Raw genomic sequence first — 24,066 nt, forward strand, 5'->3', positions numbered from 1 at the left:
TAGCTTTAATGATAAATACACCTCAAAATGACCGTACAGCTAAAAGTACCCGCTACTTCCCGCCTTGTGCTGGAAGCCGCCATGCAGCTTTACACTTCGCCGCTGCAACAACAATATATGGCTGCTATCGACTTCAGTGAAACCAGTCGTATTTTTTACGAGCTGCAACGCAGCTTTCCACAGATCATAGACACCATTTGCCTGCGTAAACAAAGTATACGGGAGCTATTGAAAACACAGCTGACTGCCATTTCCATGCCGCAAGTCGTTATCCTGGGCGCCGGGCTGGACCCATTATCTTTATATCTCCTGGAAAATTACCGGGAAAATATCAGCCGCATTATAGAAGTAGATAATGGGTATATAGAAGAAAAACAACACATCTATCATCACCTTATTCCTGTGGAGGCGCAAATACAATTTGTCAAATGCGATGTTACCGATACAGCGCTGCTATGGAGCAAACTCCTGGAAAAGGGATACCAGGAAAACATTCCCACTATTATTATTTTTGAAGGCGTGATACATTACATCAGTAATGAAGCATTTATCCAGACCATGCAGCTGTTTAAAACAGCGGATCACCGCAATCATGTGATGCTGGATTATTCGGTATCGGAAGAAAACCTCGTCCCCTCCTTCCTGCCCACGTTCTGCCCGGCGAAGGAATTATAGAGATGTTGAGTTTTGCCATTTGAGCAGAAAGCATAAAGCATAAAGCTATTATGGAGAATGATTTTAGCGAATATTTAAAATCGCGCTGGGCCTTCTCCATAATAGCTTTATGCTTTATGCTCCTAAAAACCATGGTTCATCGGGATAAAACTCATCCACTACCACGGGCTGTCCTATTTTAGGCGTGGTGATCTTCATGTCGCGCGCGGCAGCGCTGGCAGTGACCCGTTTGGCCGATTCATTCCACGGATGGTTGGCCAACGCAAATTTAGCCCAGTGTACGGGCAGCAATACTTTCCCTTCCAGGTCGATGGCCGCCTGTACAGTTTCTTCCGGCTTCATATGGATAAAAGGCCAGTTATCATTGTACTGGCCACATTCCAGTATCACCAGGTCGAAAGGACCGTATTTATCACCAATAGCCTTGAAATGGGTGTCGTAGCCCGAATCGCCACCTATAAATAATTGATAGCCGTATATCTGTAACACAAAAGAACTCCACAGGCTACCACCGCGCTTTAGTCCCCTGCCGGAAAAATGTCGTGCAGGCGTAGACGTTAGTGTAATATCCGACGCCACTTCTCCGCTTTCCCACCAGTCGAGTTCATGAATATTATTGTCCTTTACCAGGCAGGACTGTAGATCGCGGCCCACGCCCAGTGCAGTGTAAATCATTTTGGTATGAGGCTTCAGCTGGGCCAGTGTTTTTTTATCGAGATGATCATAGTGATTATGCGTAATAATCATCAGGTCTATTTCCGGCATATCTGCCGGTGTATAGGCATCTGCGCCGGGAAAAGCCTTGATCATAAAAGACATGGGCGATGCGCTGCCGCTGAATACCGGGTCTACCAGGATATTGAAACCTTTTACATGTACCAGGTAAGAAGAATGTCCGAACCAAACGATCACCGGCTTTTCGGAGTACAGCGTTTTCAGGTTCGTTTTTACAGCAGGCAGCGGCATGGGGGGCCGTACATCTGCCGGGCGCTGAAAGGTTTCCTTCAGCATCTGGTAATAGGTAACGTCGTCCGGCTTCATGGGAGTGGGCGAAAAGTTCTGAAAAGCGCCTTGCTTAAACTGTGGCGACAACCGGATCCTGTCTTTTATAGAAGATAATTTTTGCGGCATATCTTAAAGTTAAGAAACTTGTGATAGAAGGAAGACGGATACCCGCGCCGGATATTTTAGGATAGCATAAAAAAGACCTGCCCCGAGGGGCAGGCCTGCATTCAACCTATCTTTAAGCAGGCACTTTACCGTGCCAACAATCTTTTACCCCTGGCCATGAGGCGCAGCAGGCGGGTGTTTCCGTAAAAGGCAGAATGATATTTTGCATCGGCCCGGCGGCGTTCACCATAAGCTCTTAATACGGCATCGGCGGTAACGATACCGGTTATTTTCTTTTCTTCATCCAGTACCGCCAACACATCCGGCGGATAACTGTCGAATAACTCTGTTACCAGGTTAATATCGTCGGAGGCATATACATAAGGTGCAGCAGCTTCCAGGTATTGATGAACAGCCGTTTGACCGGCCTTGATCAATGTTTCCCGGTTGAGGTAGCCTTTAAAATGTCCGGCTTCATCTGTTACCAGGAGGTATTGGTAGTAATAGGCACTGTTTTGTAGCAACAGCTGTTGTGCCTGTACCAGGGTCATGTCGTAACGGAGCATCGTTAGCGGGCGGCTGATCACTGATGCCACGTTGATGAGCTGCATCACATCCGGAGTATACTCATCCGGTGCGGTAACGCCACGGCGACGAATTTTTTCCGTCATGATACTCCCTTTCATCAGGAAGAAGGAAACGAAGTAAGCCGCTGTACAAGCGCCGATCAATGGTAGAAGTCCATGTGGCTGCCCGGTCGTTTCCAATGAAAAAACGATGGCGGTGAGCAAGGCGCGGGAGGCGCCGGCAAACATGGCAGCCATGCCAATGAGCGCGGCGGTAGCAATGTTGATATCACTACCGGGGAATAACTTCTGTACCACTATACCCATTAGTGCACCCAATGCACCGCCAATAGTGAATAACGGGGCCAGGGTACCACCGGAAGTACCACTACCCAGCGAGATGACCCAGGAAATATATTTCAGTACGCAAAGCGATATCACCAGGGTTAAAGGCACGTTACCCGTGAGCAAGCTGGTAATATTATTATACCCTACTCCCATGGTATGTGGCGCGTAGTAACCTACCACACCTACGACAACCGCACCTAAAGCGGGCCACCACATCCAGTGGATAGGCAGTTTTTCAAACATATCTTCCACGAAATATACCGATTTTGATACATAAGCCGCTACTACACCTACTGCTGCGCCCATGAGCACATAAGTCACCAGCGCAATGTCGGATACAGCAGGAATGTCGGGCATCGCAAATACGGGGTGGGAGCTGAATAGCAGGATGTGCATACCGGCGCCGGTAATACAGCCAATGGCTACCGGGATCATAGAACGGGGCGAAAACTCAAACAACAACAGTTCAATCGCCAGCAAAATAGCGGCCAGCGGGCTTCCGAAAATGGCGGCCATACCCGCACAGGCGCCGGCTGCCAGCAATACTTTTCTTTCGGCAGAAGAAATATGGATTACCTGGCCGGTGAAAGAGCCGATAGCTCCTCCCGTAGCGATAATGGGACCTTCCGCGCCAAAGGGACCACCCGTACCAATAGAAATAGCGGCAGATATAGGTTTCAATAAAGTAATAACCGGCGGGATCTTGCTTTCATTCAGGATAATGTTTTCCATGGCTTCGGGGATACCGTGTCCGCGGATGGCCTTGCTGCCAAAACGGGCCATGATACCCACTATAACACTACCAATAACAGGTACAAGTACCACCAGCCAACCCAGCTGATTGCCGGCTGGCCCTTCTTCTCCGAATGAAAACCTTCCATAAAACGATAAATTGGTGATCAGATTGATCAACAGCACCAATCCCTTTGCCACGAAGCCTATTACCAACGCATTGATACATGCCTGTATACTGAGATAAAACACTCTACGGGACATATTTCCGGCAAACTTCTGCTCTTTTTTATGATTCATAATATATAAAATAACAACCCATTTTTAAAAATCATCACAAAAATATGATCTAAATCATATTAAATCCTATTTTCTCTATGAAAAAGGCAAAAAAACATTACGTTTGCAACCATGAAGAAAGCCGGGGCCTGCGATTTAAAGACTTGTTTCCTTTGCCAGTTCAGCATTCCTGAGTGGATTGCCGCTGTAGGAGACCATAAACAACATCTCTCTTATAAGAAAAATGAAACCATCTTCCAGGAAGGTAGCCCGGTAAAGGGGATCTATTTTTTATATGATGGGAAAGTAAAAGTGCATAAACAATGGGGGCCGGATAAGGAGCTGATTGTACGTTTTGCGCAGAAAGGAGATATCCTGGGGCATAGGGGCCTGGGTAGCGGCGAACGCCTGTATACCGTGTCTGCTACGGCATTGGAGGATACCACGGTGTGTTATACCGACCTGGCATTTTTTGAAGCATCACTGAAAGTAAATCCGCAACTCACCCTCAAACTGATGCAGTTTTACGCCGATGAACTACAAGAAGCAGAAAGGAAAATGCGCAACCTGGTGCATATGGATGTAAAAAGCAGGCTGGCAGACGCTTTGCTTGATATCAGCCGGCTGCATAACGATATCCAGTTTACCATCAGCCGCCAGGATCTGGCATCTTTTGCCGGCACCACTTATGAAACTATTTACCGCAATCTCCAGGAATTTATACAGGAGAAATTAATTGCGGTAGATGGCAAAAGCATCACCATTCTACAGGAAAAGAAATTGAAAAAATATATTACACTTTGATCATTGTATGTCGGTCAAACGAAGCAACATCGCTTCATTCAGGATAGTATAGTTTTTTCCCGATACCGCTACCAGCCGCTCTGCAATCAGCTCATTCAATATGCGGAACGTGGTTTCATAAGTAGCCCCGATATAAGAAGCCAGGTCCTGCTTACTCAGTGCTATGTTGATAAATCCATCTTTATTAAATCCGAATTTGTGTTGTAATAACAGCAAAGCATTGGCCATACGGCCTTTTACCGACATGTGGGCGAGATTGCGCATTTGCTTTTCGGAAGATTGTAACTCCTGTGCATAAAATAACATCAGCTCGTACAGCAGCGCATGATTGATTTTCAGAGATGCCTGGAAAAAATCCATCTCTATAAAACAAACCTTTACCGGTGCTAATGCCGTAGCCGACACAGGGTAAAACTGCTCCAGTCCCCCGATACCCCGGTGCCCTACAATATCTCCTTTCTGCGCAAAACGCACAATCAGCTCCTTATCTGGCCCCCAATGTTTATGCACTTTCATTAGTCCTTCGTGAATGAAGTAAATGCCAGCCACCGGGTCGCCTTCGTTAAACAGCGTTTCACCTTTTTGCAGGATAAAATTATGGCGGTGCAGCGCTACTGCCGGCGCCCATTCCTTGAGCGACAGCCGGCACAGGAGGCAGGTTTTACCATCACAGCCTTGTTTGTCTTTCTTCATGTACCAGTCGATTATTTAGTTGTTGCACCGCTGTAGCCGTGAGCAGGGCATGCAGGTTCACTACCTCGCCTACCACGATAATAGCCGGGTTGCTCATCCCTTCAGCCGTGGCTCTCCAGGCAATATCCGCTACAGTGCCGATGACCATTTTTTGTTGTGCGGTAGTACCATCCTGGATGATAGCCACCGGTGTGTTCTGCTTACCGTGGGCGGCAAACAGCTCCATGATTTCTGGGAGCTTACTCATCGCCATCAGTATAACTACCGTGGCAGTGGAGCGTGCTGCCAGGGCAATATCGTCCGAAATATCACCGGAACGGGTGGTGCCGGTAGTTACCCAGAAGCTTTCAGACATTCCCCGGCAGGTGAGCGGGATAAACTGCGAAGCGGGCACCGCTATAGCACTGGAGATACCCGGAATAACTTCCACCCCAATACCATGATCCCTTGCCGCTGTGATTTCTTCCACTGCCCTGCCAAATACGAAGGGATCGCCGCCTTTGAGTCGCACCACATGCCCGTGCGCCATCGCCATTTCCACAATGAGGTGGTTAATTTCCTGCTGCGATAAGGCGTGGCATCCATACCGTTTACCCACAAACCGGATAATGGCGCCGGGGCGGGCATGGCCCAGTAATGATTCATTGACTAATGCATCATATAATATGACATCAGCCCGATGAATGGTATTGACGGCTTTCAGCGTGATCATTTCCGGGTCTCCGGGACCTGCTCCAACTAAAGATAGAAAGGGATTCGATACTGGCATACACATTACATTTATATTTATATATTAAATTTAACACCATCGATATATAAATTTAAAACAAAATCGCTTAATTTTATAACCAACATCATACACCCACCTTAAAAATCATCTCCAAAACTTGAAATTATATTATATTAAATAATTTATAATATATCTATTTTTTCGGACCCATAAATATAATCTAATGAAAGTAGTAGTCATCGGAAACGGCATGGTGGGCTATAAATGCTGTGAAAAGCTGATTGCGAGGTCCGCCTCCTCCCCGCTCGAACTGGTTGTATTTGGAGAAGAACCCCGCCCTGCCTACGACCGCGTACATCTTACCTCCTGGTTTGACGGCAAAACAGCCAACGACCTTCTCCTTGCACCACTTAGCTGGTATACCGACAATGGTATCCGGCTTCACCTGGGCGACCCGGTCATGCAAATAGACCGGACACACAAAACCGTGACCTCTTATAAAGGCATCACCGAACCGTATGATTACCTGGTAATCGCCACCGGCTCTGCGGCATTTGTGCCGCCGGTACCGGGCATGGATAAAAAGGGTGTCTTTATTTACCGCACCATAGAAGACCTGGAAATGATGAAGGCCTATGCGCCACAGGCCAGCTGCGGCGCCGTTATCGGCGGCGGCCTCCTTGGACTGGAAGCAGCGAAAGCCTTGCTCGACCTCGGCATCAGCAATACGCATGTAATCGAATTCTCACCCAGGCTGATGCCCCGGCAGATAGATGAACAAGGTGCTGCTATCCTGCAACATAAACTACATCAACTTGGATTGAAAATACTCACCGGCAAAAACACACGGGAAGTAATGGGCAATGAAGCCGTTACCGGGCTACAGTTTGCAGACGACACCATCCTGCCTGCTGATATCGTAGTCGTATCCGCCGGCATCAAACCCCGCGACGAGCTGGCCAAAGCCTGCGGCCTCGCTACTGGCCCCCGCGGCGGCATCATTGTAAACGAGCAACTGCAAACCAGCGATCCATTTATATATGCCGTCGGAGAATGTGCCCTTCATAATAATATGATCTACGGCCTGGTTGCTCCCGGCTACGAAATGGCGGAAGTAGCCATTTCCCACATGTGCAGTGACCATAAAGCCTTCACCGGCTTTGACATGAGTACCAAATTAAAACTCATCGGCGTAGATGTAGCCAGCTTCGGCGATCCGTTTCCCGCCCCCGATACCTGCCATAGTATTGTATTTGAAGATAAATACAAAGGCACCTATAAACGCATCAACATCACGCCCGACGGGCAGTTCCTGCTGGGAGGTATCCTCATTGGCGATGCCGCAGCCTATAACCTGCTGCTGCAAACCGCCCGTAATAAAATGGTACTCCCCGCCAACCCGGAAGAACTGCTGCTGGGAAGTCGCGGTACGGCCGACAACGGCGCCGGCGTAACCGCCCTGCCCGACGAAGCCATGATCTGCAGTTGCGAAAATGTAAGCAAAGGTACTATCTGCCAGGCGGTAACCGACGGTCATGAAACGCTGGACGACGTAAAAAAATGTACAAAAGCCGGTACCTGCTGCGGTGGTTGCACCCCTATGGTAAAAGACCTCATTACCGCTACCATGAAAGCACAAGGCAAATATATCCGCAACGTGGTATGTGAACACTTTGCCTACTCCCGCCAGGAAATGCTGGATCTCATTAAACTGAAATCGCTCCGCTCCTTCGATGAAGTACTGGACCACTACGGCTCCGGGGAAGGATGCGAAGTATGTAAACCAGTGGTAGCCTCTATCCTCGCCAGCCTGTGGAATGATATGATCCTGGACAAAGGCAACGATACCGCCCAGGATTCCAACGACCGCTACCTGGCTAATATACAGAAGGGAGGCACCTATTCCGTAGTACCAAGAATTCCCGGCGGAGAAATTACACCCGAAAAATTAATTGTTATCGGGGAGATTGCCACTAAATATAATCTCTATACGAAAATTACCGGCGGACAACGTATCGACTTATTTGGCGCCCATCTCAGCGACCTCCCAGACATCTGGGAAGAACTGATTGCCGCTGGCTTCGAAAGCGGTCACGCTTACGGGAAAGCACTCCGCACCGTAAAAAGCTGCGTAGGCTCCACCTGGTGCCGCTTCGGACTGCACGACAGCGTTAGCTTCGCTATCCAGATAGAAGAAAGATACCGGGGACTGAGAGCGCCGCATAAAATCAAATCCGCCGTATCAGGTTGTATACGCGAATGCGCCGAAGCCCAGTCGAAAGACTTCGGCATCATCGCTACCGAAAAAGGCTGGAACCTGTATGTATGCGGCAACGGCGGCTCCAAACCACAGCACGCACAACTCCTGGCAGCCGACCTCGACAGCGATACCTGCATCCGGTACATCGACCGCTTCCTGATGTTCTACATTAAAACAGCCGATCCGCTTACCCGCACGGCCACCTGGCTCAACAAACTGGATGGTGGTATGGACTACCTCCGCAATGTAGTGGTGAATGATAGTCTCGGTATCGCCGAACAACTGGAAGCCGCCATGCAACTGCTGGTCGACAACTACAAATGCGAGTGGAGAGAAGTGGTGGAAAACCCGGAACTGCGTAAACGTTTTTCTCACTTCGTAAATGCACCGGCTGATAAAGACCCTACTGTAAAATTTGAAACCATGCGGGCACAGAAGAAAGCCGCAGAATGGAAATAATTTCTTTACACAAAAATATATGGCTATGTCTACTACTCACACTACCACCGGCACCTGGTTCTTTGCCTGCAAAACAACTGATGTACCCACCAATGGAGGCGTATGCGTAAAGTACAATGATGAACAGATTGCATTATTCTTTTTTGCCCGCAGAAATGAATGGTATGCAACCCAGAATCTTTGTCCGCACCGCCGCCAGATGGCCCTCAGCCGCGGCATGACCGGCACCGTGCAAGATGAGCCCAAAGTAGCCTGTCCATTTCACAAAAAAACCTTCTCCCTGAAAGACGGCCGTTGCCTCTCCGACGAACATGAATGTTCCCTCACCACCTATCCTGTAAAGATTGTGGATGACCGGGTATACATCAACGTAGCAGAGATACCGGTTATGGCAGAAGTATAAAAGACGAAACCCGGCAGCTGGCAGGCTGACCGGGCTTCTGATTCGGAAATGATTGGCTCATTCAAAATCAACCAAAGTTACATGAAAAAATGGTTCTCCCGCAGGGTATCTATGATACTCCCCGGACTACTGCTGTCGCAGTACGGCTATGCCCAGCTTTCGCTGGGCGCCCAACTCCGGACTCGCACCGAATTGCGCGATGGACAAGCAGCGCCACAGGTACAAGGCGCCGCTCCGGCTTTTTTTACCTCCCAGCGCACCCGGCTCATCGCAGGATTTAATGCCTACCGGATTAAACTGGGACTAACAGTACAGGACGTACGTGTATGGGGACAGGATGTATCCACCATTAACCGCACGACCACGCCCGACAACAATGGCTTTATGCTACATGAAGCCTGGGCCGAAATACTACTGACCGACACCATCGTAAAAAATAAGGCACTGTCACTGAAAATAGGCCGGCAGGAACTGGTATACGACGACAGCCGCCTGCTGGGCAACCTCGACTGGCTGCAACAGGGCCGGCGCCATGATGCCGCCGTGCTGAAATATGAAAGCAACAGCTGGGTGATGCACGCTGGTGCAGCTTTCAACCAGAACAAGGAAAATGCTTCTGGCACCCTGTACAATGCCACGCCTCCGGGTAATTACACGGCCAATACCAATGGGGGCAATGCCTATAAAAGCATGGAATTCCTGTACGTATCCAGGAAGCTGCACGCAGGCACCCTGTCTTTCCTGTTCCTGGCCGACCAGTTCTCCAAATATCATACAGACAGTGTGGAACATGTAGCGGTAAAAGTATGGGAACAAGGCACCCATCAGCGTATGACCACCGGTCTGTTTTATACACAACAGTTCAATCGCATCGCCTTCACCGCCGCCGCCTATCAACAGTTTGGTACTAACGCCAACGGGCAAACGATAGATGCCCGCCTGTTGTCCGCCTCCTTCTTATATAGTGTAAGCCCGGCCTTCACCGCAGGTGCTGGCGTGGATTATACCAATCCGGATTTTGACCCGTTGTACGGCACCCCGCATAAGTTCTGGGGTAATATGGATTATTTCTACGTAGCCAGTGGCTTTGGCAACAAAGGGTTACAGGATTACTATATCAAAACCCGGCTGAAATCCGGTAAGCGCTGGGCTTTCACCGGCGATGTACATGAGTTTTACAGCGCCGCCGCCATTGCAGGCATGTCGAAACAATTTGGTACAGAAGCAGATGTAACGGCCAACTACACCCTCACTAAGATGGTGGGCCTGGAGGCCGGCTACAGTCACTTCTGGAATACCAGTACGCTCACTTCTCCTGCGGTAAAAAATATCAGGAATGCTGCCAGTAACAGTAACTGGGCTTACCTGTCTGTCAACATCTGGCCTGAGTGGCTGATTAAATAACCCGAAAAATTACTACTATGGCTGCTCCGCTAGATAAAATAAAACTCTTTAGTCTGAATACCATACAGATGCGCACGTTTCACATAACGTGGCTGATGTTTTTCGTTTGCTTCTTCGGTTGGTTTGGCCTCGCGCCGTTGATGCCAACCATCCGTACCGACCTGGGACTCAGCAAAGCACAGGTAGGCAATATTATTATTGCTTCTGTATCGGGTACCATCATTGCCCGGTTAATCATAGGCCGGCTCTGTGATACCTGGGGACCGCGCAAAACAGCCATCCGGCTGCTGCTGGTAGGTTCCATTCCGGTGTTCCTGGTGGGACTATCGAGAGACTATACCTCTTTCCTGCTATTTCGTTTAGCCATCAGCGTGATCGGTGGGTCTTTTGTGATCACGCAGTTTCATACTTCCCTGATGTTTGCACCGTCCATCAAAGGCACTGCCAACGCCATTACCGGCGGATGGGGTAATTTGGGTGGCGGTGTTACCAACATGGTGATGCCCGTAATTTTTGCCGCAATCGTCGGTTTTGGTTACAGTAATGCTTCGGCCTGGCGATATGCGATGATAGTACCGGGACTGATGATGCTGGGGGTAGCCTATTTATATTATCGTTTCACCAAAGATACGCCCAATGGCAACTTTGATGAAATCGGTCATCACCGCAAAAACGGAAAAACAGACTGGTCGATATTGGCCGACTGGCGTATCTGGGCACTCACCCTGGCATATGGGATGTGCTTCGGTATGGAAATTACTTTCGACAATGTGGCGTCGCTGCATTTCGTGGATACCTTTCATCTTTCTCAAGGCAGCGCGGGGTTCTGGGCGGGCATATTTGGTTTTATGAACCTTTTTGCCCGGGCATTGGGTGGCATTATATCAGACAAAGTAGGCGCTAAATCAGGCATGAAAGGCAAAGGATGGCTCCTGGCCCTGATGCTGCTGGCGGAAGGAATCGGATTATTATTATTTGCCCAGGCAGGCTCGCTGGTGATCGCCATTATGGCGATGCTGAGTTTTGCCCTGTTTCTCAAGATGGCCAATGGTGCTACCTACGGCATTGTGCCTTTTATCAATGAAAAAAATGCGGGACTGGTCAGCGGTATCGTAGGAGCCGGTGGCAATATGGGGGGCATGTTATTCGGATTCCTGTTTAAATCAGACAGCATCACCTACGTACAGGCGTTTACGTATATCGGATTTATCGTGATCGGCGTTTCCTGCATCGTGATGCTGACAAGATTTGTTCGCCAACCGGCCACCAGCGAAGCACCGGTGAATGCGCCCGTAGCAGTATCCTAACTCATTTTTAAAATTCCGGCATGCAAGCAACATTCAAAACCACCTGTTGTTATTGTGGGGTAGGTTGTGGTATCGTAGTAGAAAAAGACCGGCAAGGTAAGCTGCATGTAGCAGGTGATAAAACGCACCCGGTAAATAAGGGTATGCTTTGTTCCAAAGGTATGAACCTGCACTATACGGTAATGGATACTTCCGACCGGCTGCTGTATCCTGAAATGCGCTATCACCGGGATCTTCCGAGGAAAAGAGTGAGCTGGGACCAGGCATTGGAAAGAACTGCTGCCGTATTTGCCGCCATCATAAAACAACATGGTCCCGATGCCGTAGCTTTCTACGCATCGGGGCAGTGTTTAACAGAGGAATACTATGTGGTAAATAAGCTGATCAAAGGATTTATTGGCAGCAATAACATCGATACCAATTCCCGCTTATGTATGAGCAGCGCGGTAGCTGCCTATAAGATGGCCCTGGGAGAAGATGCCGTACCCGGCACCTACGATGATATAGAACAAGCTGATTGCATTTTTGTAGCCGGCGCCAACCCCGCCTGGTGCCATCCCATTTTATGGCGCCGGGTAGAAGCCGCCAGGGCCGCCAACCCGGCGATGAAAATCATAGTTAGCGATCCGCGGATTACCCAAAGCTGTGCGATAGCTGACCTGCACCTGCAGGTAAATCCCGGTACCGACATCGTTTTACACCATGCCATTGGCCGTGCGCTCATCACCGCCGGTCATACCAACAGCCAGTTTATCCAGGCACATACCAATGGTTACGATCAGTACAAGGATATTGTGATGGAACGCAGCATAGAGGAAGCTGCTGCCATTTGTGGTATTACCCCGGGGGAGATATATACCGCAGCGGACTATATCGGCAACGCCACCGGCTTCATGACTTTCTGGACCATGGGACTGAATCAAAGTGTGGTTGGTGTGAACAAAAATCTGAGTTTGATCAATCTGCACCTGATCACCGGCCATATCGGTAAGCCCGGCAGCGGGCCATTTTCATTAACCGGTCAGCCTAATGCCATGGGCGGTCGGGAGGTAGGTGGTTTATCCAACCTGTTGCCCGCCCACCGCGTACTCAGCAATCCCCTGCACCGGGCAGAAGTACAGGCCTTCTGGGGAGGTACCACCCTGTCGGATAAACCGGGACTTACCGCCACGGAAATGTTTACCGCATTGAACGACGGCCGCTTGAAAGCCATCTGGATCATGTGTACCAATCCGCTGGTAAGCCTGCCGGATGTACGCTTTGCAGAAGCCGCGCTGCAAAAGGCAAAATTTGTAGTGGTGCAGGAAATTTCCAACAAGCCGGAAACCCTGCGTTACGCCGATGTAGTGCTGCCTGCCGCCGCATGGACAGAAAAAGAAGGCACCATGACAAACGCCGAAAGACGCATCAGCTATCTGACCAAAATTACCGATGCCCCCGGAGAAGCATTACCGGATGCGGAAATTATCTGTCGCTTTGCCCAAAAGATGGGGTATCACGGTTTCGACTATACGAATATGTCAGCAATCTATGATGAACATTGTCGCCTCACCGCCGGTACCCACATCGACATCAGTCACCTGAACTATAGCACCCTTAAAGCAAAGCGCAGTGTACAATGGCCATACCATACCGGCAGTGGCACTCCCCGCCTGTTTGAAGATCATGCATTTTATACACCGGATCAGCGCGCGATTATCCATAGCTTTGACGACGCGAATCACTCGGAACCGCTCAGTCCCGAACGCCCGCTGATACTCACTACCGGCCGTATACGCGACCAGTGGCACACCATGAGTAAAACCGGCAAGGTGAGCAAACTAAAACAACATATTGCCTCCTCTTTCCTGGAAATACACCCCGAAGATGCCCGGCAGCGCCACATCAAAGAAGGCGATATTGTAACGGTGAGCAATGAACGGGGAAATGTGCGGGTAAAAGCACAGCTCAGCAGCAGCATCAAACAGGGCGTAGTTTTCTTACCCATGCACTGGGGCAAAATTTTAAACAGCGATCTGCATCGCGCCAATAACCTCACCAACCACTTACTGGATCCTATTTCCAAGCAACCAGATTTTAAATATTCGGCCGTACAGGTACAACGCTACCAGAAGCCAAGACAAAAGATAGTGATCATAGGCGCCGGGGCCGGGGCCTGTGGTTTTGTGAAATCGTACCGGGAGTTGAATACCACCGATGAAATCGTGGTGTTCAGCAAGGAAAACTTGCCGTTTTACAACCGGGTAATGCTGCCCGATTATATCAGCGGCACCCAGGCATGGAAGCAGCTGGTGAAAATGACCCGCCAGGAAGAAGGCGCACACCGCATTACGCTGCATCGCGGGGTGAGCATTACTCATATAGACCGCAGCAACAAACAGGTAACAGACAGTAACGGCCACGTACATACGTATGACATACTCCTGATGGCTACCGGCAGCCGGGCAGCCACCCTACGCGATATTCCGCCTATTCCCGGCATCTTCACCATGCGTACCCGCATGGATGCCGATGCCTTCAAACAACATATACATCCTTCCGGAGGGAAGGTAATGATCGTGGGTGGTGGCTTATTAGGGATAGAGCTGGCAGCATCTCTCAAAGAAATTAATATAGACGTAGGCGTTATACAGCGTACTTCCCGGCTCATGGACCGGCAGCTCGATACGCTGGGAGGGCAACTCCTGTACGAAGAGCTCACCGACCGCGGTATCGACATTATTTACAACGATGAAATAGACCGGTTCATCGGGCAAACCCAGCTGGAAGGTATTCGTATGAAAAGTGGCGTGTACATTCCCTGCCAGGCAGTGGTGATGAGCATAGGCACCGTGCCCAATATAGAACTCGCGCAGGCGGCTCAATTGCAGTGCAACCGGGGCGTAGTGGTAAATGAATACCTGCAAACCAGCGATCCGGATATTTATGCCATTGGCGAAATGGCGGCTTTCAATGGGGTATTGTATGGCATCACCGCGGCTGCCGAGCAACAGGCTGCCGTGGTAGCCCAATATCTCAACGGCGATATCAGCCAGTATTACCAGGGATCTCTCTTCATGAATATCCTGAAGATGCATGGTACCGACCTCTGCTCACTGGGCATGGTAGAAACACCTAAGGATCCGGCTTATGAAGAAGTAGTGTTTATCGACAAGGCCAAACGCTATTATAAGAAATGTATTATACACCAGGACAAGCTTGTAGGCGCTATATTGATAGGGGACAAATCCGAGTTCATTGAATTCAGGGACCTCATCCAGCAGCGGATTGAGCTGTCGGATAAAAGGCTGGAGTTATTACGCTCCGGGAAAAAAGGTACGCCGGTGATCGGCAAGCTGGTATGCTCCTGCGGTAATGTGGGAGAAGGGAATATTTTGGAGAAAATTAAAAGCGGCTGTCATACCCTGCCGGCTTTATGCCAGGCCACTGGCGCCGGCATGGGCTGTGGTAGCTGTAAACCGGAGGTAAAAGCATTACTGGAAAAATCTATTGCTAAAACAACCACCGAATTGGTATCATCATGACAAAACATAGCCATACCCTGTCTGTTAATTTCACCGGTGGCATTATATCACCGGGCTTCTTGCTGGAGTTGCTCGAAACCGCTACCGATGCGCAGGCTACCCATGTACGTTTTGGACTAAGGCAACAGCTGTTGATAGATATTCCTGATAAACATCTCGACACTTTCAAACAAGCGTGTACGGCCAAACAGATTTTTTTTGCTACGCAGCCCAATATGATGAGCGCCTATCCGGCGGCAGGCATCTTTGTACAAAACAGCTGGCTCAGCGAAGGTATTTACAAAGATGTGTTTAACCTTTTTGAAGAAATGCCGTCGCTCAAAGTGAATATCTGCGATAGCGGACAAACATTTGTACCGCTGTTTACCGGGCATATCAACTGGATCACGTCTTCGTATACCCATTACTGGTACCTGTACCTGCGCTTGCCTGGCAGTCAACAATTATATGTATGGCCCGAACTCATCTACACCAATCATATTGCCGAAGTAAGCAAAGCGGTGGAATCATTCCTGCTGGCTGGCCATTCGCCGGAGCAGGCTTATGCCACGGTGAAGGACAGCTTATCGTACATCTCCCGTGCTAAAGACCGCGACCTCGATTTACCGGCCTTTCATCTCCCCTACTACGAAGGATTTAATAAATACGACAACAACTACTGGCTGGGCATTTACCGGCGGGATGAAGATTTCCCTATCGACTTTCTGAAAGAAGTATGTACTATTTGCCTGGAAACCCGCACGGGTCAACTTTATGCTACTCCCTGGAAATCGCTGATCATCAAAAATATTGATGCGCGGCATCGCCCTTTGTGGGATTACGTATTGGGTAAACATGGTATCAATGTACGTCATGCAGCCAATGAGCTGAACTGGCAGGTAGAAGATAATTGCGAAGATGGGCTCATATTGAAGCGGCATGTTATCCGGTATTTTGACACCGCCGATGTACGTACCTATGGGCTTTGTTTCAGTGTAAGAGTGAGGCATCCTGCCAGTCTTTTTGGTACGGTAGTTATCCGGCGGCAGGAAAATAAATACGGCAGCAAACTGAAGTACATGCAGCGGTATGATATCCTGTATACGGCAGATTACAACGCCAATTCGGCGCAGCTGATGGTATACCGGGAGGCGGTAACCAAAGAACAGTTGGGGCCCTATATTGTGGCGTTGTGCAAAACTTTTTATGAGCAGCGTAGCGCCGCCAACGTATTGCAGCATTATGTAACCGAGCAGGCCTCACTAACAGTGCATGCAGTGGAAGAAAAGCAAGTATATCAATGCACCACCTGTCTTACTGTGTACGATGAAGCGGTAGGCGATGCAGAACAGGGCGTGGCAGCGGGCACCCCGTTTACCAGCTTACCAGCTGACTATGGCTGTTCCATATGCGCCGCGCCGGTGGCGGATTTCACGATGGTCCGGGAATCCACGCTGCTGGCACAGCCTGCTTAATGTCGGATATACCCTTAAAAAGAGCGCCGGAGTTTCCCGGGGTTTGTCTAATTTTGCATCCTTCAGTACGCAGATCATGTTAGCAAATATTCACAACGAAACCGATGCCAGACAGTACAGGATTGCCACTTCCGTATTCTTCTTCATTTCCGGATTAGGTTATTCATCCTGGGCATCCAGGATTCCCTCTATACAGCAGCAATTACATTTAAATGAGGCCCAGCTGGGAGCAGTGTTATTTGCCTTGCCGATAGGACTGATGCTCACGATGCCTATCACCGGTAAATTGTTGGGGAGCTTCAGCAGTCGCAAGATCATGGTTTTTGGGGCGATGATATTCAACATCGTACTGAGTTTGCCGGGATTTACCACCAACATCTGGCAGCTGGCCCTGGTATTATTCTGTTTCGGGTCGGCCCGCAACCTGCTCAATCTCTCCATGAATGCGCAAGCTGTACAGGTACAGCATTTATATCCACAGTCGATCATGACCACCTTCCATGGGATCTGGAGCGTAGCCGGGTTTACCGGCGCGGCTATCGGCTACCTGATGGTGAGCATGAATATAGCGCCTTCCTGGCACCTGCTGATCGTAAGCGTATTACTACTGATTTTCACGATATATTATACCCCCAAAACCTTCCCCGACCAGCCGGTAAAAGAAACCGTGAAACGGGCGGCCTTTGCACTACCCGACAAGTCATTGCTAAAGTACTCGCTGATCTGTTTTGCCTGTATGGCCACAGAAAACACCATGTACGACTGGAGCGGGCTATATTTTGAAAAAGTAGTAGGCGCCAGCAAATCTACCGCAGTAGCCGCCTTCGTGATATACATGGTGGCCATGACTACCGGCCGTTTTGCCGGCGACCGCCTGGTAAAAAAATTAGGGATCAAACCCATCCTGCTATATAGTGGTTGGTTTATTTTAAGTGGCTTATTACTCACCATCCTCCTGCCCTACCCGGTTCCCGCAGGTATCGGATTTATACTGGCCGGCTTAGGCGTAGCCTGTGTGGTACCGTTGGTATTCAGCCTGGCGGGTAAGTCCAAAAGCGCCAACAGTGGGCAAACGCTGGCATCTATCTCCACCATTGGCTACCTGGGCTTCCTGGTAGTGCCTCCGCTGGTGGGCTTTGTAGCCCAGGCCACCAGCCTGCGTTGGTCATTTGCTATCATGGCGTTATGCGGACTCCTGATTGTATGGATGGTAAAGGGTATCAAGGCAGAATAGCGGAAAACCATTTTTGGTGAAGCGCAACTTAATTTCTAATTTTTAGCGGCATTAGTAGTCAATCTTGTTACCTATCACCCGAAATTTATGGAACAAAACAACTACCCAGCAGCACCAGATAATACCGCCGTGCGCGTGGCTTTGTGGAGAGCCTTACATGTAGTCATCGATGCGCCGCCGCATATCCTGGAAGACACTATAGGATTACAGCTCATTGCACCGGATCCCAACTGGCGTGAACGGCCCGATATGGATCCCGTTTTCACCCGGGGGCTAAGGGCTTCTATTGTAGGCAGGGCCAGGTTTATAGAAGACCTGCTCATCGAACAGCATAAAAAGGGCGTTACCCAGTATGTGCTCCTCGGCGCCGGCCTCGACACCTTTGCGCAACGCAGACCAGATATTGCCTCCCAACTCCGGATATACGAAATAGATCAACCGGGTACCCAGGCCTGGAAACAACGGCGCCTTGAGGAACTGGGATTCCACCTCCCCGATTCATTGCAGTTTGTACCGGTCAACTTCGAAATATCTTCCTGGTGGGAGGAATTGACCGCCGCGGGATTTGATACCGGTCAACCTGCTGTAGTAGCCTGTACCGGCGTTAGTATGTATCTTACCCAGGAAGCTATTGCGGCCACCCTGCACCAGGTAGCGCAACTCGCCAAAGGGTCTATACTGGCCATGACTTTCCTATTGCCATCAGAATTACTGGCGGAAGCAGACAGGCCGTTGCTGGATATCGCTAAAAAAGGCGCTGCCGCCGCAGGTACTCCTTTTCTCAGTTTCTTTGCGCCCGGCGAAATCGCCGCAGCAGCCCGCAGCGCAGGGTTCAAACATGTAGCAATCGTTAACACCGAAAATATCACCGAACAATACTTTACCGGCAGATCAGATGACTTACGTCCCATTACCGGCGAAGAATTCCTGTTGGCTGTTACCTGACAATAATAAACCCGCCCAAAAAAGGACGGGTTTACTCAACTAAAACGAGACTTGAGCAATTGGATATCCGGCTATTAGCATACCCAAAAAGTTTCCCCAAAGGGATATACACTACCAGCAGCTTGCTGCCGTATTGTTAACTGTTAATGCCTTACTGATACCGGAAATAAGAATATAGCTACGTTGCCGTTTAAACAGGGTTTCATTTCCATGGTGTACAGATTCTGGTAATTGTAATGTACATTAATACCCAGATATCAACAATCACGTAAAAGGGGGATTTTTGTAGTTCAACGCCGGAGCCTGCAAAAGAAAAAGACCAGCCTTATAACGGCCAGCCCTTTATCTTCTTAGGGGTTTATGATGCGTTTATTGGTGTGCGCCTTTGCTAATCTGGTTGTTTACTATCCTGGCCTTACCATCAATATCCAGGCTTCCGTTCACCGCTGCTGAAATCACCACCCCGGTGTTTTTTGCGGGGGAGTTAGCAGTAATGTGCAGATCGGGCGTAGTGGTGCTAACCAGCAACGGATCTGCTCCGTAAACCGAAGCTGCATCTACACCGGCAGTAGTTTTCCACATATTAAAATCGGTTATAGCAGGACCATTGGTGTTTCCCCAGATCCATTGTGGCGTACCGGTGGTATAAAAGAGGTTATTGTCTATTACGTTGCCAGCGCCGGTGTTGGTGTATTTATGCACAAATACATCTACCGGTCTCGCATATACGATGTTGTTCTTAATAATGTTGTCGAAGCATTGCTCTGTCAGCCTGATTTCTCCTTCTATTTCCCCAAATGCACCTGGTTCGCGGTTATTCATGAATAGGGTGTTATTTACTACATAACAGTTGCGCGTGCCGCCGGAAGTATATCCCAGGTAACCACCCAGGTAAATGCCGGTTCTCCAGCAGTTAAATACAAAGTTATTCCTTACGATACAATCGCGGGTAGGATACGCATCATTTTCACTTACGATGCCTATTCCACGATCAGCCTCATGTATACGGTTTCTTTCCACGGTAATATTCCTGGCGCCATCTACATAAATAGCAATTGCTCCGTGGCCATGTATGCCTCCGATGGGGCCACGGGTCATATCAATGTTGTATAATTCGTTATCGCTGATCACACCGTTGCGGGCATAATTGAACGCAGGGTTGCTGTTGGCCGCATATCCACCGGCAGCATCGATTCCAATGTTTTCTGTGTTATAGATGGTATTACCGCGAATGGTAAACCCGTCTACATACCCATTGATGGTCAGGTTTTCGCTGTAGCCGGTTTTGGTATCATGGATCACATTGTTTTCCACCAGGATATTTTTCATCACATCGGCTGTATTGCCGATGATTTCAATGCCATGTCCACTTCTGCCATCGGCAGGAGCAGCATTGTGCTCAATGTTATAAATGCGGTTATTACGGATGATAATATTGCTGGAACCTGCATCGGCTGTAATCCCATTAACGTTGGCTCCTGGCGCACTGCTTTTCAGGTTGCAGATATCAAATCCTTCCAATACCACATAACTGGCGCGACTAATCGTTACCAACGATTCCTTTCCACTCACGGATAACCCGGTACCATCAATCACGGCTTTTTCGCCTGTATAGGCTTTGAGTGTAATTAATTTATCGAGTCGCCCGGATTGAGGGAAGGTCACCTTTTCATAATAATTACCGGCCCTTACAATAACGCTATCGCCGGGGATGGCTTTCAGCAAGGCAGCATTGATAGTGCGCATAGGTGCGCTCAATGAGCCGTTGGCAGCATCGTTGCCGCTGGTTGCAACGTAGTAAGTATGTGTTTTAGCCACTACCGGTTCCGGTACAGGCGAGCCGCCTTTACTGCAGGCTCCCGCCAGCAATGCGAATAAAAAGAGATGCATAGTATTGTTAAACATACGATTAAAAATATAAGGCTGCAATATTCCTATTGCAGCCCCGGGTTTACATTTGATGGCTTTACTCTGTGACTATCTTTCTTACCCTGTTATTATTCTTATCTAAAACGTATACAATTCCATTTTTATCTACCGCTACGCCCATGGGCATATTGAATGCAGCGGCGGTGCCAATGGCATCTGCAAACCCTCCGCTGCCGCTGCCGGCAAAGGTGCTGACGTCCCAGGTGCCGGCCTTGATATAGCGGACACTTTCATCCACATTGGCGCCGTAACTACCATTACCTGCCACGAAAATATTGCCACCCGCATCGATCGCAAGTCCCCAGGGATTGGCAAAACGGGCTGCCGTACCTACACCGTCTACATAAGCAGGCGTACCGGTAGCACCGGCAATTACGGTAGGCTCCCAGGTATCAGCTTTCAACTTGATAATAGTATGTTCGCTATTGCTGGATACATACAGGTTACCAGCCGGATCAAATGCAAGTCCTCCCGGCGCCGCAATGGTAGCAATATTCACGCTGCTGCCATCCGGCTTCATTTCAAATACACCGCCACCACCGGTACTGGAATAATATATTTTTCCGTTTGCTTTATTGACGGTTACGTTCCAGGGCTCCTGCACGGTGCCCCCTATTCTCGACGTAGTGCCATCCGGCGTAATTTTCCGGATACTCCAGGTGCCGGGATCGGCAGTATATACATTACCCGCCGCATCAATGCCCAGGCCGTAGGGGATGCTAAACGTGGCGCCGGTGCCCACACCGTCTGAACCTCCCGAATTGCCCGGGTGCCCTGCCAGGATAGATACCTGCCCGGTTTTATCGATTTTACGGATGCAGGCATTCCCCGGATCAGCCACGTATACGTTGCCGTTATCGTCGGCTACAATACCCATCATTCTCAACCAACCAGGATTGCTGAAAGTAAACATGGCGTCTGTAGGACCACCATCTGCATAACCGGCTTTACCATTACCCGCCAGTGTAGTCACCGTATGGGTGAATACATAATTGAAAGTACCGGCAGATTTGCCGCTGTCCTTCCCGATGGTCACCACCACGTTACCGGAACCGCATCTTTTTGGCACTACTGCCATAATCTGCTTTGTGTTGGCGCCCACGATGGCACAGCGGTTACCGTTAATAGTAACGCTGATTTGGCTGGTATCTCCCGAGAAATTATCTCCCGTAATTAAAATTTCTGTGGTACCTCCTCCGGTAGTGGGAGTAAAGTCGGATATCGTGATGGGCGACCCTACCACATGCTGCAGCCCTTCGTCTTTCTTGCAACCTGTTAATATGGCCGACATTAAAAAGCAACCGGAGAGTATATATGTATGCAATGACCTGATCATAGCAATGATTTAAAATTGAATGAATAAAATTTTACCAGCCGGGGTTTTGTACCAATGAACGATCCCTTTCCAGGTCACCCTGTATAATCGGAAACAGGTACATCTTATCGTTCCATACTCTTTTCTGGAACAGGGTGCGCTTATAAAAACCCGTGAATGAAAATCCAAGTCCCTGGTCGTTGGCATTTACATCCATTCCATAGATGGTCTGATTTTCCGGATTACCCAGCATTTTCCGGCGCAGCATGGTAAAGCAACGATCACTTTCAAAGCAAAATTCTACCTGTCTTTCTCTCAGTATATACTTCCGCATGGCCAGTTTATTACCTACCGCATCCGGATAGGTGGTTTCAATACCTGGCAGTCCCGCCCGGGTTCTTACCATATCCAGGTAGGTAACAATATCCGGGTTAGTAGGATCGTATTCGTTCAACGCTTCCACGTAATCCAGTAATACCTCGGCATAACGGATAAGAATATACGGAGAGCGGTAAGCGGTGACATCATTGCGGATATTATCACTGGAGCTCACCCGCTTCAAGGGCAGGTAACCGGTGAGGTTATTGCTTCCGGCTGATTTTTGCCCGGATTTACCGCTGTAGTAAAACTCCACCCGTCCTTTCCCATTGACGTTATTGTCGGAAGAATAATAATTCTTGTCATCTACCGTCACTGCCGGTACTACCGGGCGGCCATTGTAGGCGATGTAAGCATAAAAGCGTGGCTCCCGGTTGGCGTACATGTTCCAATCGCCCTGGTGATGTCCCCAGTCATAATCATCATCTGATTGTGCAAATCCTGTTTCCACATAGTTGGAAGCCGGGTCATCGATGGTGCGGCCATTCTTCATGTAAAAGGCATCTACCAGGTTTTGCGTGGCATTATACATATTGTAACCTCCGGGACCAGGAGAAACACATTTGGTATAACCCCAGCGGCTCCAGTCGATGCTGCCCAGGATGATTTCATCATTCCAGGTGGTCAGGAACAAATCCCGCACAGAGAGGTACGGATCGAAAGAGGAACCACCATTATCCAGGTTGGTGAACAACTTATAGTGTGCAGAGTCGATGATATCTTTTGCGGCTTTAGCGGCAATTTTCCATTTATTCACATCGTAACCCACCGGCGCCAGCTGCTTGCCATCATTATTTTTGAAATTGGTAAACGCAGGATTTCCGTTCCATAATTCACTCGCCGCCAGTTGCGCTACTTTTTCCTTTACGGCCATGCAAGCGCCTTTGGTAGGCCTTCCGAGGTTGCCGGAGGAATTCCATACACCCGGTAAGCCGGCAGCGGCTTTATCCATTAACCCATTGATATGTGCCACGCATTCATCGAATGAACCGCGGGAGTACTTGGTAAAATCTTCATCCTGCCCAATCAGTTTGGATACAATGACAAACGGGCCATATTTTCTTAGCAGCTGATAGTAGAAGTATCCCCGTAAAAAGTTATTCTCTGCCTTATACTGATCCTTCAACGTTTGGCTCAACTGGCTCTCCGGCACTTTATCCACATTCTGGTCAAAGATGATCGACTTACGGATGAAGCCATACATATAGCCCCAGCTGTCCCAGTTGTTGCCATCAGAAGGGGTCCAGTTGCCCGATACCATAAACCTTACTCCCACCGTGGGAATGGCCACAGAAGTTTCATCGGCAAAGCCCATCGACGCCCAATCGCCACCATCAGGACCGCGCATGCCGGTGTACACATTATTCAGATAGGCTTCGGCGTTAGCCCTGGTTTGCCATATCTGGTCTTCCGTTAAAAGATTATCGGGTTTCTTATCCAGGTACTTGCTGCAAGACGCCAGGCCCATGGCGATCATACCACAGCAAAAAAGTAACAGGTATTTATATCTGGTCATA

At 49.2% G+C, this 24,066-nt stretch carries 17 protein-coding genes; 10 read left to right on the top strand and 7 right to left on the bottom strand.

Annotated features, from left to right (window positions below):
• The first annotated feature begins 27 nt into the window (after positions 1–27).
• A complete protein-coding gene (locus FHW36_RS24745) occupies positions 28–675 on the top strand; it encodes a class I SAM-dependent methyltransferase (RefSeq protein WP_145673145.1) in 648 nt (215 codons plus the stop codon).
• A gap of 114 nt (positions 676–789) precedes the next feature.
• On the opposite strand, the gene FHW36_RS24750 is transcribed toward FHW36_RS24745, so the two are convergent.
• Positions 790–1,806 carry an MBL fold metallo-hydrolase gene (locus tag FHW36_RS24750; RefSeq protein WP_145673147.1) on the bottom strand — a complete coding sequence of 339 codons (1,017 nt, stop codon included), beginning with the start codon at positions 1,804–1,806 and terminating at the stop codon, positions 790–792.
• 125 nt (positions 1,807–1,931) lie between these two features.
• Positions 1,932–3,731, bottom strand: coding sequence for a chloride channel protein (locus tag FHW36_RS24755; RefSeq protein WP_145673149.1), 1,800 nt, complete (start codon positions 3,729–3,731; stop codon positions 1,932–1,934).
• Positions 3,732–3,842: 111 nt separating this feature from the next.
• Here FHW36_RS24755 and FHW36_RS24760 point away from each other — a divergent pair, with 111 nt between their 5' ends.
• The gene (locus FHW36_RS24760) at positions 3,843–4,514 is read left to right on the top strand and encodes a Crp/Fnr family transcriptional regulator (protein WP_145673151.1); all 672 of its coding nucleotides are present in this window, start codon (positions 3,843–3,845) and stop codon (positions 4,512–4,514) included.
• Here the strand turns inward: FHW36_RS24760 and FHW36_RS24765 are convergent, their stop codons facing one another.
• Positions 4,515–5,207, bottom strand: coding sequence for a Crp/Fnr family transcriptional regulator (locus FHW36_RS24765; RefSeq protein WP_145673153.1), 693 nt, complete (start codon positions 5,205–5,207; stop codon positions 4,515–4,517).
• Positions 5,182–5,976, bottom strand: a complete 795-nt coding sequence (cobA, locus tag FHW36_RS24770; RefSeq protein ID WP_145673155.1) for a uroporphyrinogen-III C-methyltransferase — start codon at positions 5,974–5,976, stop codon at positions 5,182–5,184. The genes FHW36_RS24765 and cobA overlap by 26 nt, the downstream gene beginning before the upstream one ends.
• Before the next feature lie 184 nt (positions 5,977–6,160).
• Between cobA and nirB the strand changes: the two genes are divergently transcribed.
• From nirB to FHW36_RS24810, 8 genes are all read left to right on the top strand, one after another.
• Positions 6,161–8,656, top strand: a complete 2,496-nt coding sequence (gene nirB, locus FHW36_RS24775) for a nitrite reductase large subunit NirB (protein ID WP_145673157.1) — start codon at positions 6,161–6,163, stop codon at positions 8,654–8,656.
• Between the two features lie 25 nt (positions 8,657–8,681).
• The gene (gene nirD / locus FHW36_RS24780) at positions 8,682–9,059 is read left to right on the top strand and encodes a nitrite reductase small subunit NirD (RefSeq protein WP_246121224.1); all 378 of its coding nucleotides are present in this window, start codon (positions 8,682–8,684) and stop codon (positions 9,057–9,059) included.
• Between the two features lie 81 nt (positions 9,060–9,140).
• Positions 9,141–10,463 carry an alginate export family protein gene (locus tag FHW36_RS24785; RefSeq protein WP_145673159.1) on the top strand — a complete coding sequence of 441 codons (1,323 nt, stop codon included), beginning with the start codon at positions 9,141–9,143 and terminating at the stop codon, positions 10,461–10,463.
• 17 nt (positions 10,464–10,480) lie between these two features.
• Positions 10,481–11,770 carry a NarK family nitrate/nitrite MFS transporter gene (locus FHW36_RS24790; RefSeq protein WP_145673161.1) on the top strand — a complete coding sequence of 430 codons (1,290 nt, stop codon included), beginning with the start codon at positions 10,481–10,483 and terminating at the stop codon, positions 11,768–11,770.
• 20 nt (positions 11,771–11,790) lie between these two features.
• A complete protein-coding gene (locus tag FHW36_RS24795; protein WP_145673162.1) occupies positions 11,791–15,294 on the top strand; it encodes a nitrate reductase in 3,504 nt (1,167 codons plus the stop codon).
• Entirely contained in the window at positions 15,291–16,748 is a 1,458-nt protein-coding gene (locus tag FHW36_RS24800) for a rubredoxin (RefSeq protein ID WP_145673163.1), read from the top strand. The genes FHW36_RS24795 and FHW36_RS24800 overlap by 4 nt, the downstream gene beginning before the upstream one ends.
• Before the next feature lie 76 nt (positions 16,749–16,824).
• A complete protein-coding gene (locus FHW36_RS24805) occupies positions 16,825–17,982 on the top strand; it encodes an MFS transporter (protein WP_145673164.1) in 1,158 nt (385 codons plus the stop codon).
• Positions 17,983–18,069: 87 nt separating this feature from the next.
• On the top strand, positions 18,070–18,927 hold the full coding sequence (locus FHW36_RS24810; protein ID WP_145673166.1) for a class I SAM-dependent methyltransferase: 858 nt from the start codon (positions 18,070–18,072) through the stop codon (positions 18,925–18,927).
• Between the two features lie 369 nt (positions 18,928–19,296).
• Here FHW36_RS24810 and FHW36_RS24815 read toward each other — a convergent pair whose 3' ends face one another.
• The 3 genes from FHW36_RS24815 to FHW36_RS24825 all read right to left on the bottom strand — a co-directional run bounded on the left by FHW36_RS24815 (position 19,297) and on the right by FHW36_RS24825 (position 24,065).
• Entirely contained in the window at positions 19,297–20,832 is a 1,536-nt protein-coding gene (locus FHW36_RS24815; RefSeq protein ID WP_145673167.1) for a right-handed parallel beta-helix repeat-containing protein, read from the bottom strand.
• A 61-nt stretch (positions 20,833–20,893) separates the two neighbouring features.
• Positions 20,894–22,192 carry an IPT/TIG domain-containing protein gene (locus FHW36_RS24820; RefSeq protein WP_145673168.1) on the bottom strand — a complete coding sequence of 433 codons (1,299 nt, stop codon included), beginning with the start codon at positions 22,190–22,192 and terminating at the stop codon, positions 20,894–20,896.
• Between the two features lie 31 nt (positions 22,193–22,223).
• Positions 22,224–24,065 (bottom strand): RagB/SusD family nutrient uptake outer membrane protein, encoded by a 1,842-nt coding sequence (locus FHW36_RS24825; protein ID WP_145673169.1) that lies wholly within the window; start codon positions 24,063–24,065, stop codon positions 22,224–22,226.
• Between the last annotated feature and the right edge of the window lies 1 nt (position 24,066).

Origin of the sequence: Chitinophaga polysaccharea, assembly GCF_007829335.1 — a bacterium.
Classification (GTDB): Bacteria; Bacteroidota; Bacteroidia; order Chitinophagales; family Chitinophagaceae; genus Chitinophaga; species Chitinophaga polysaccharea_B.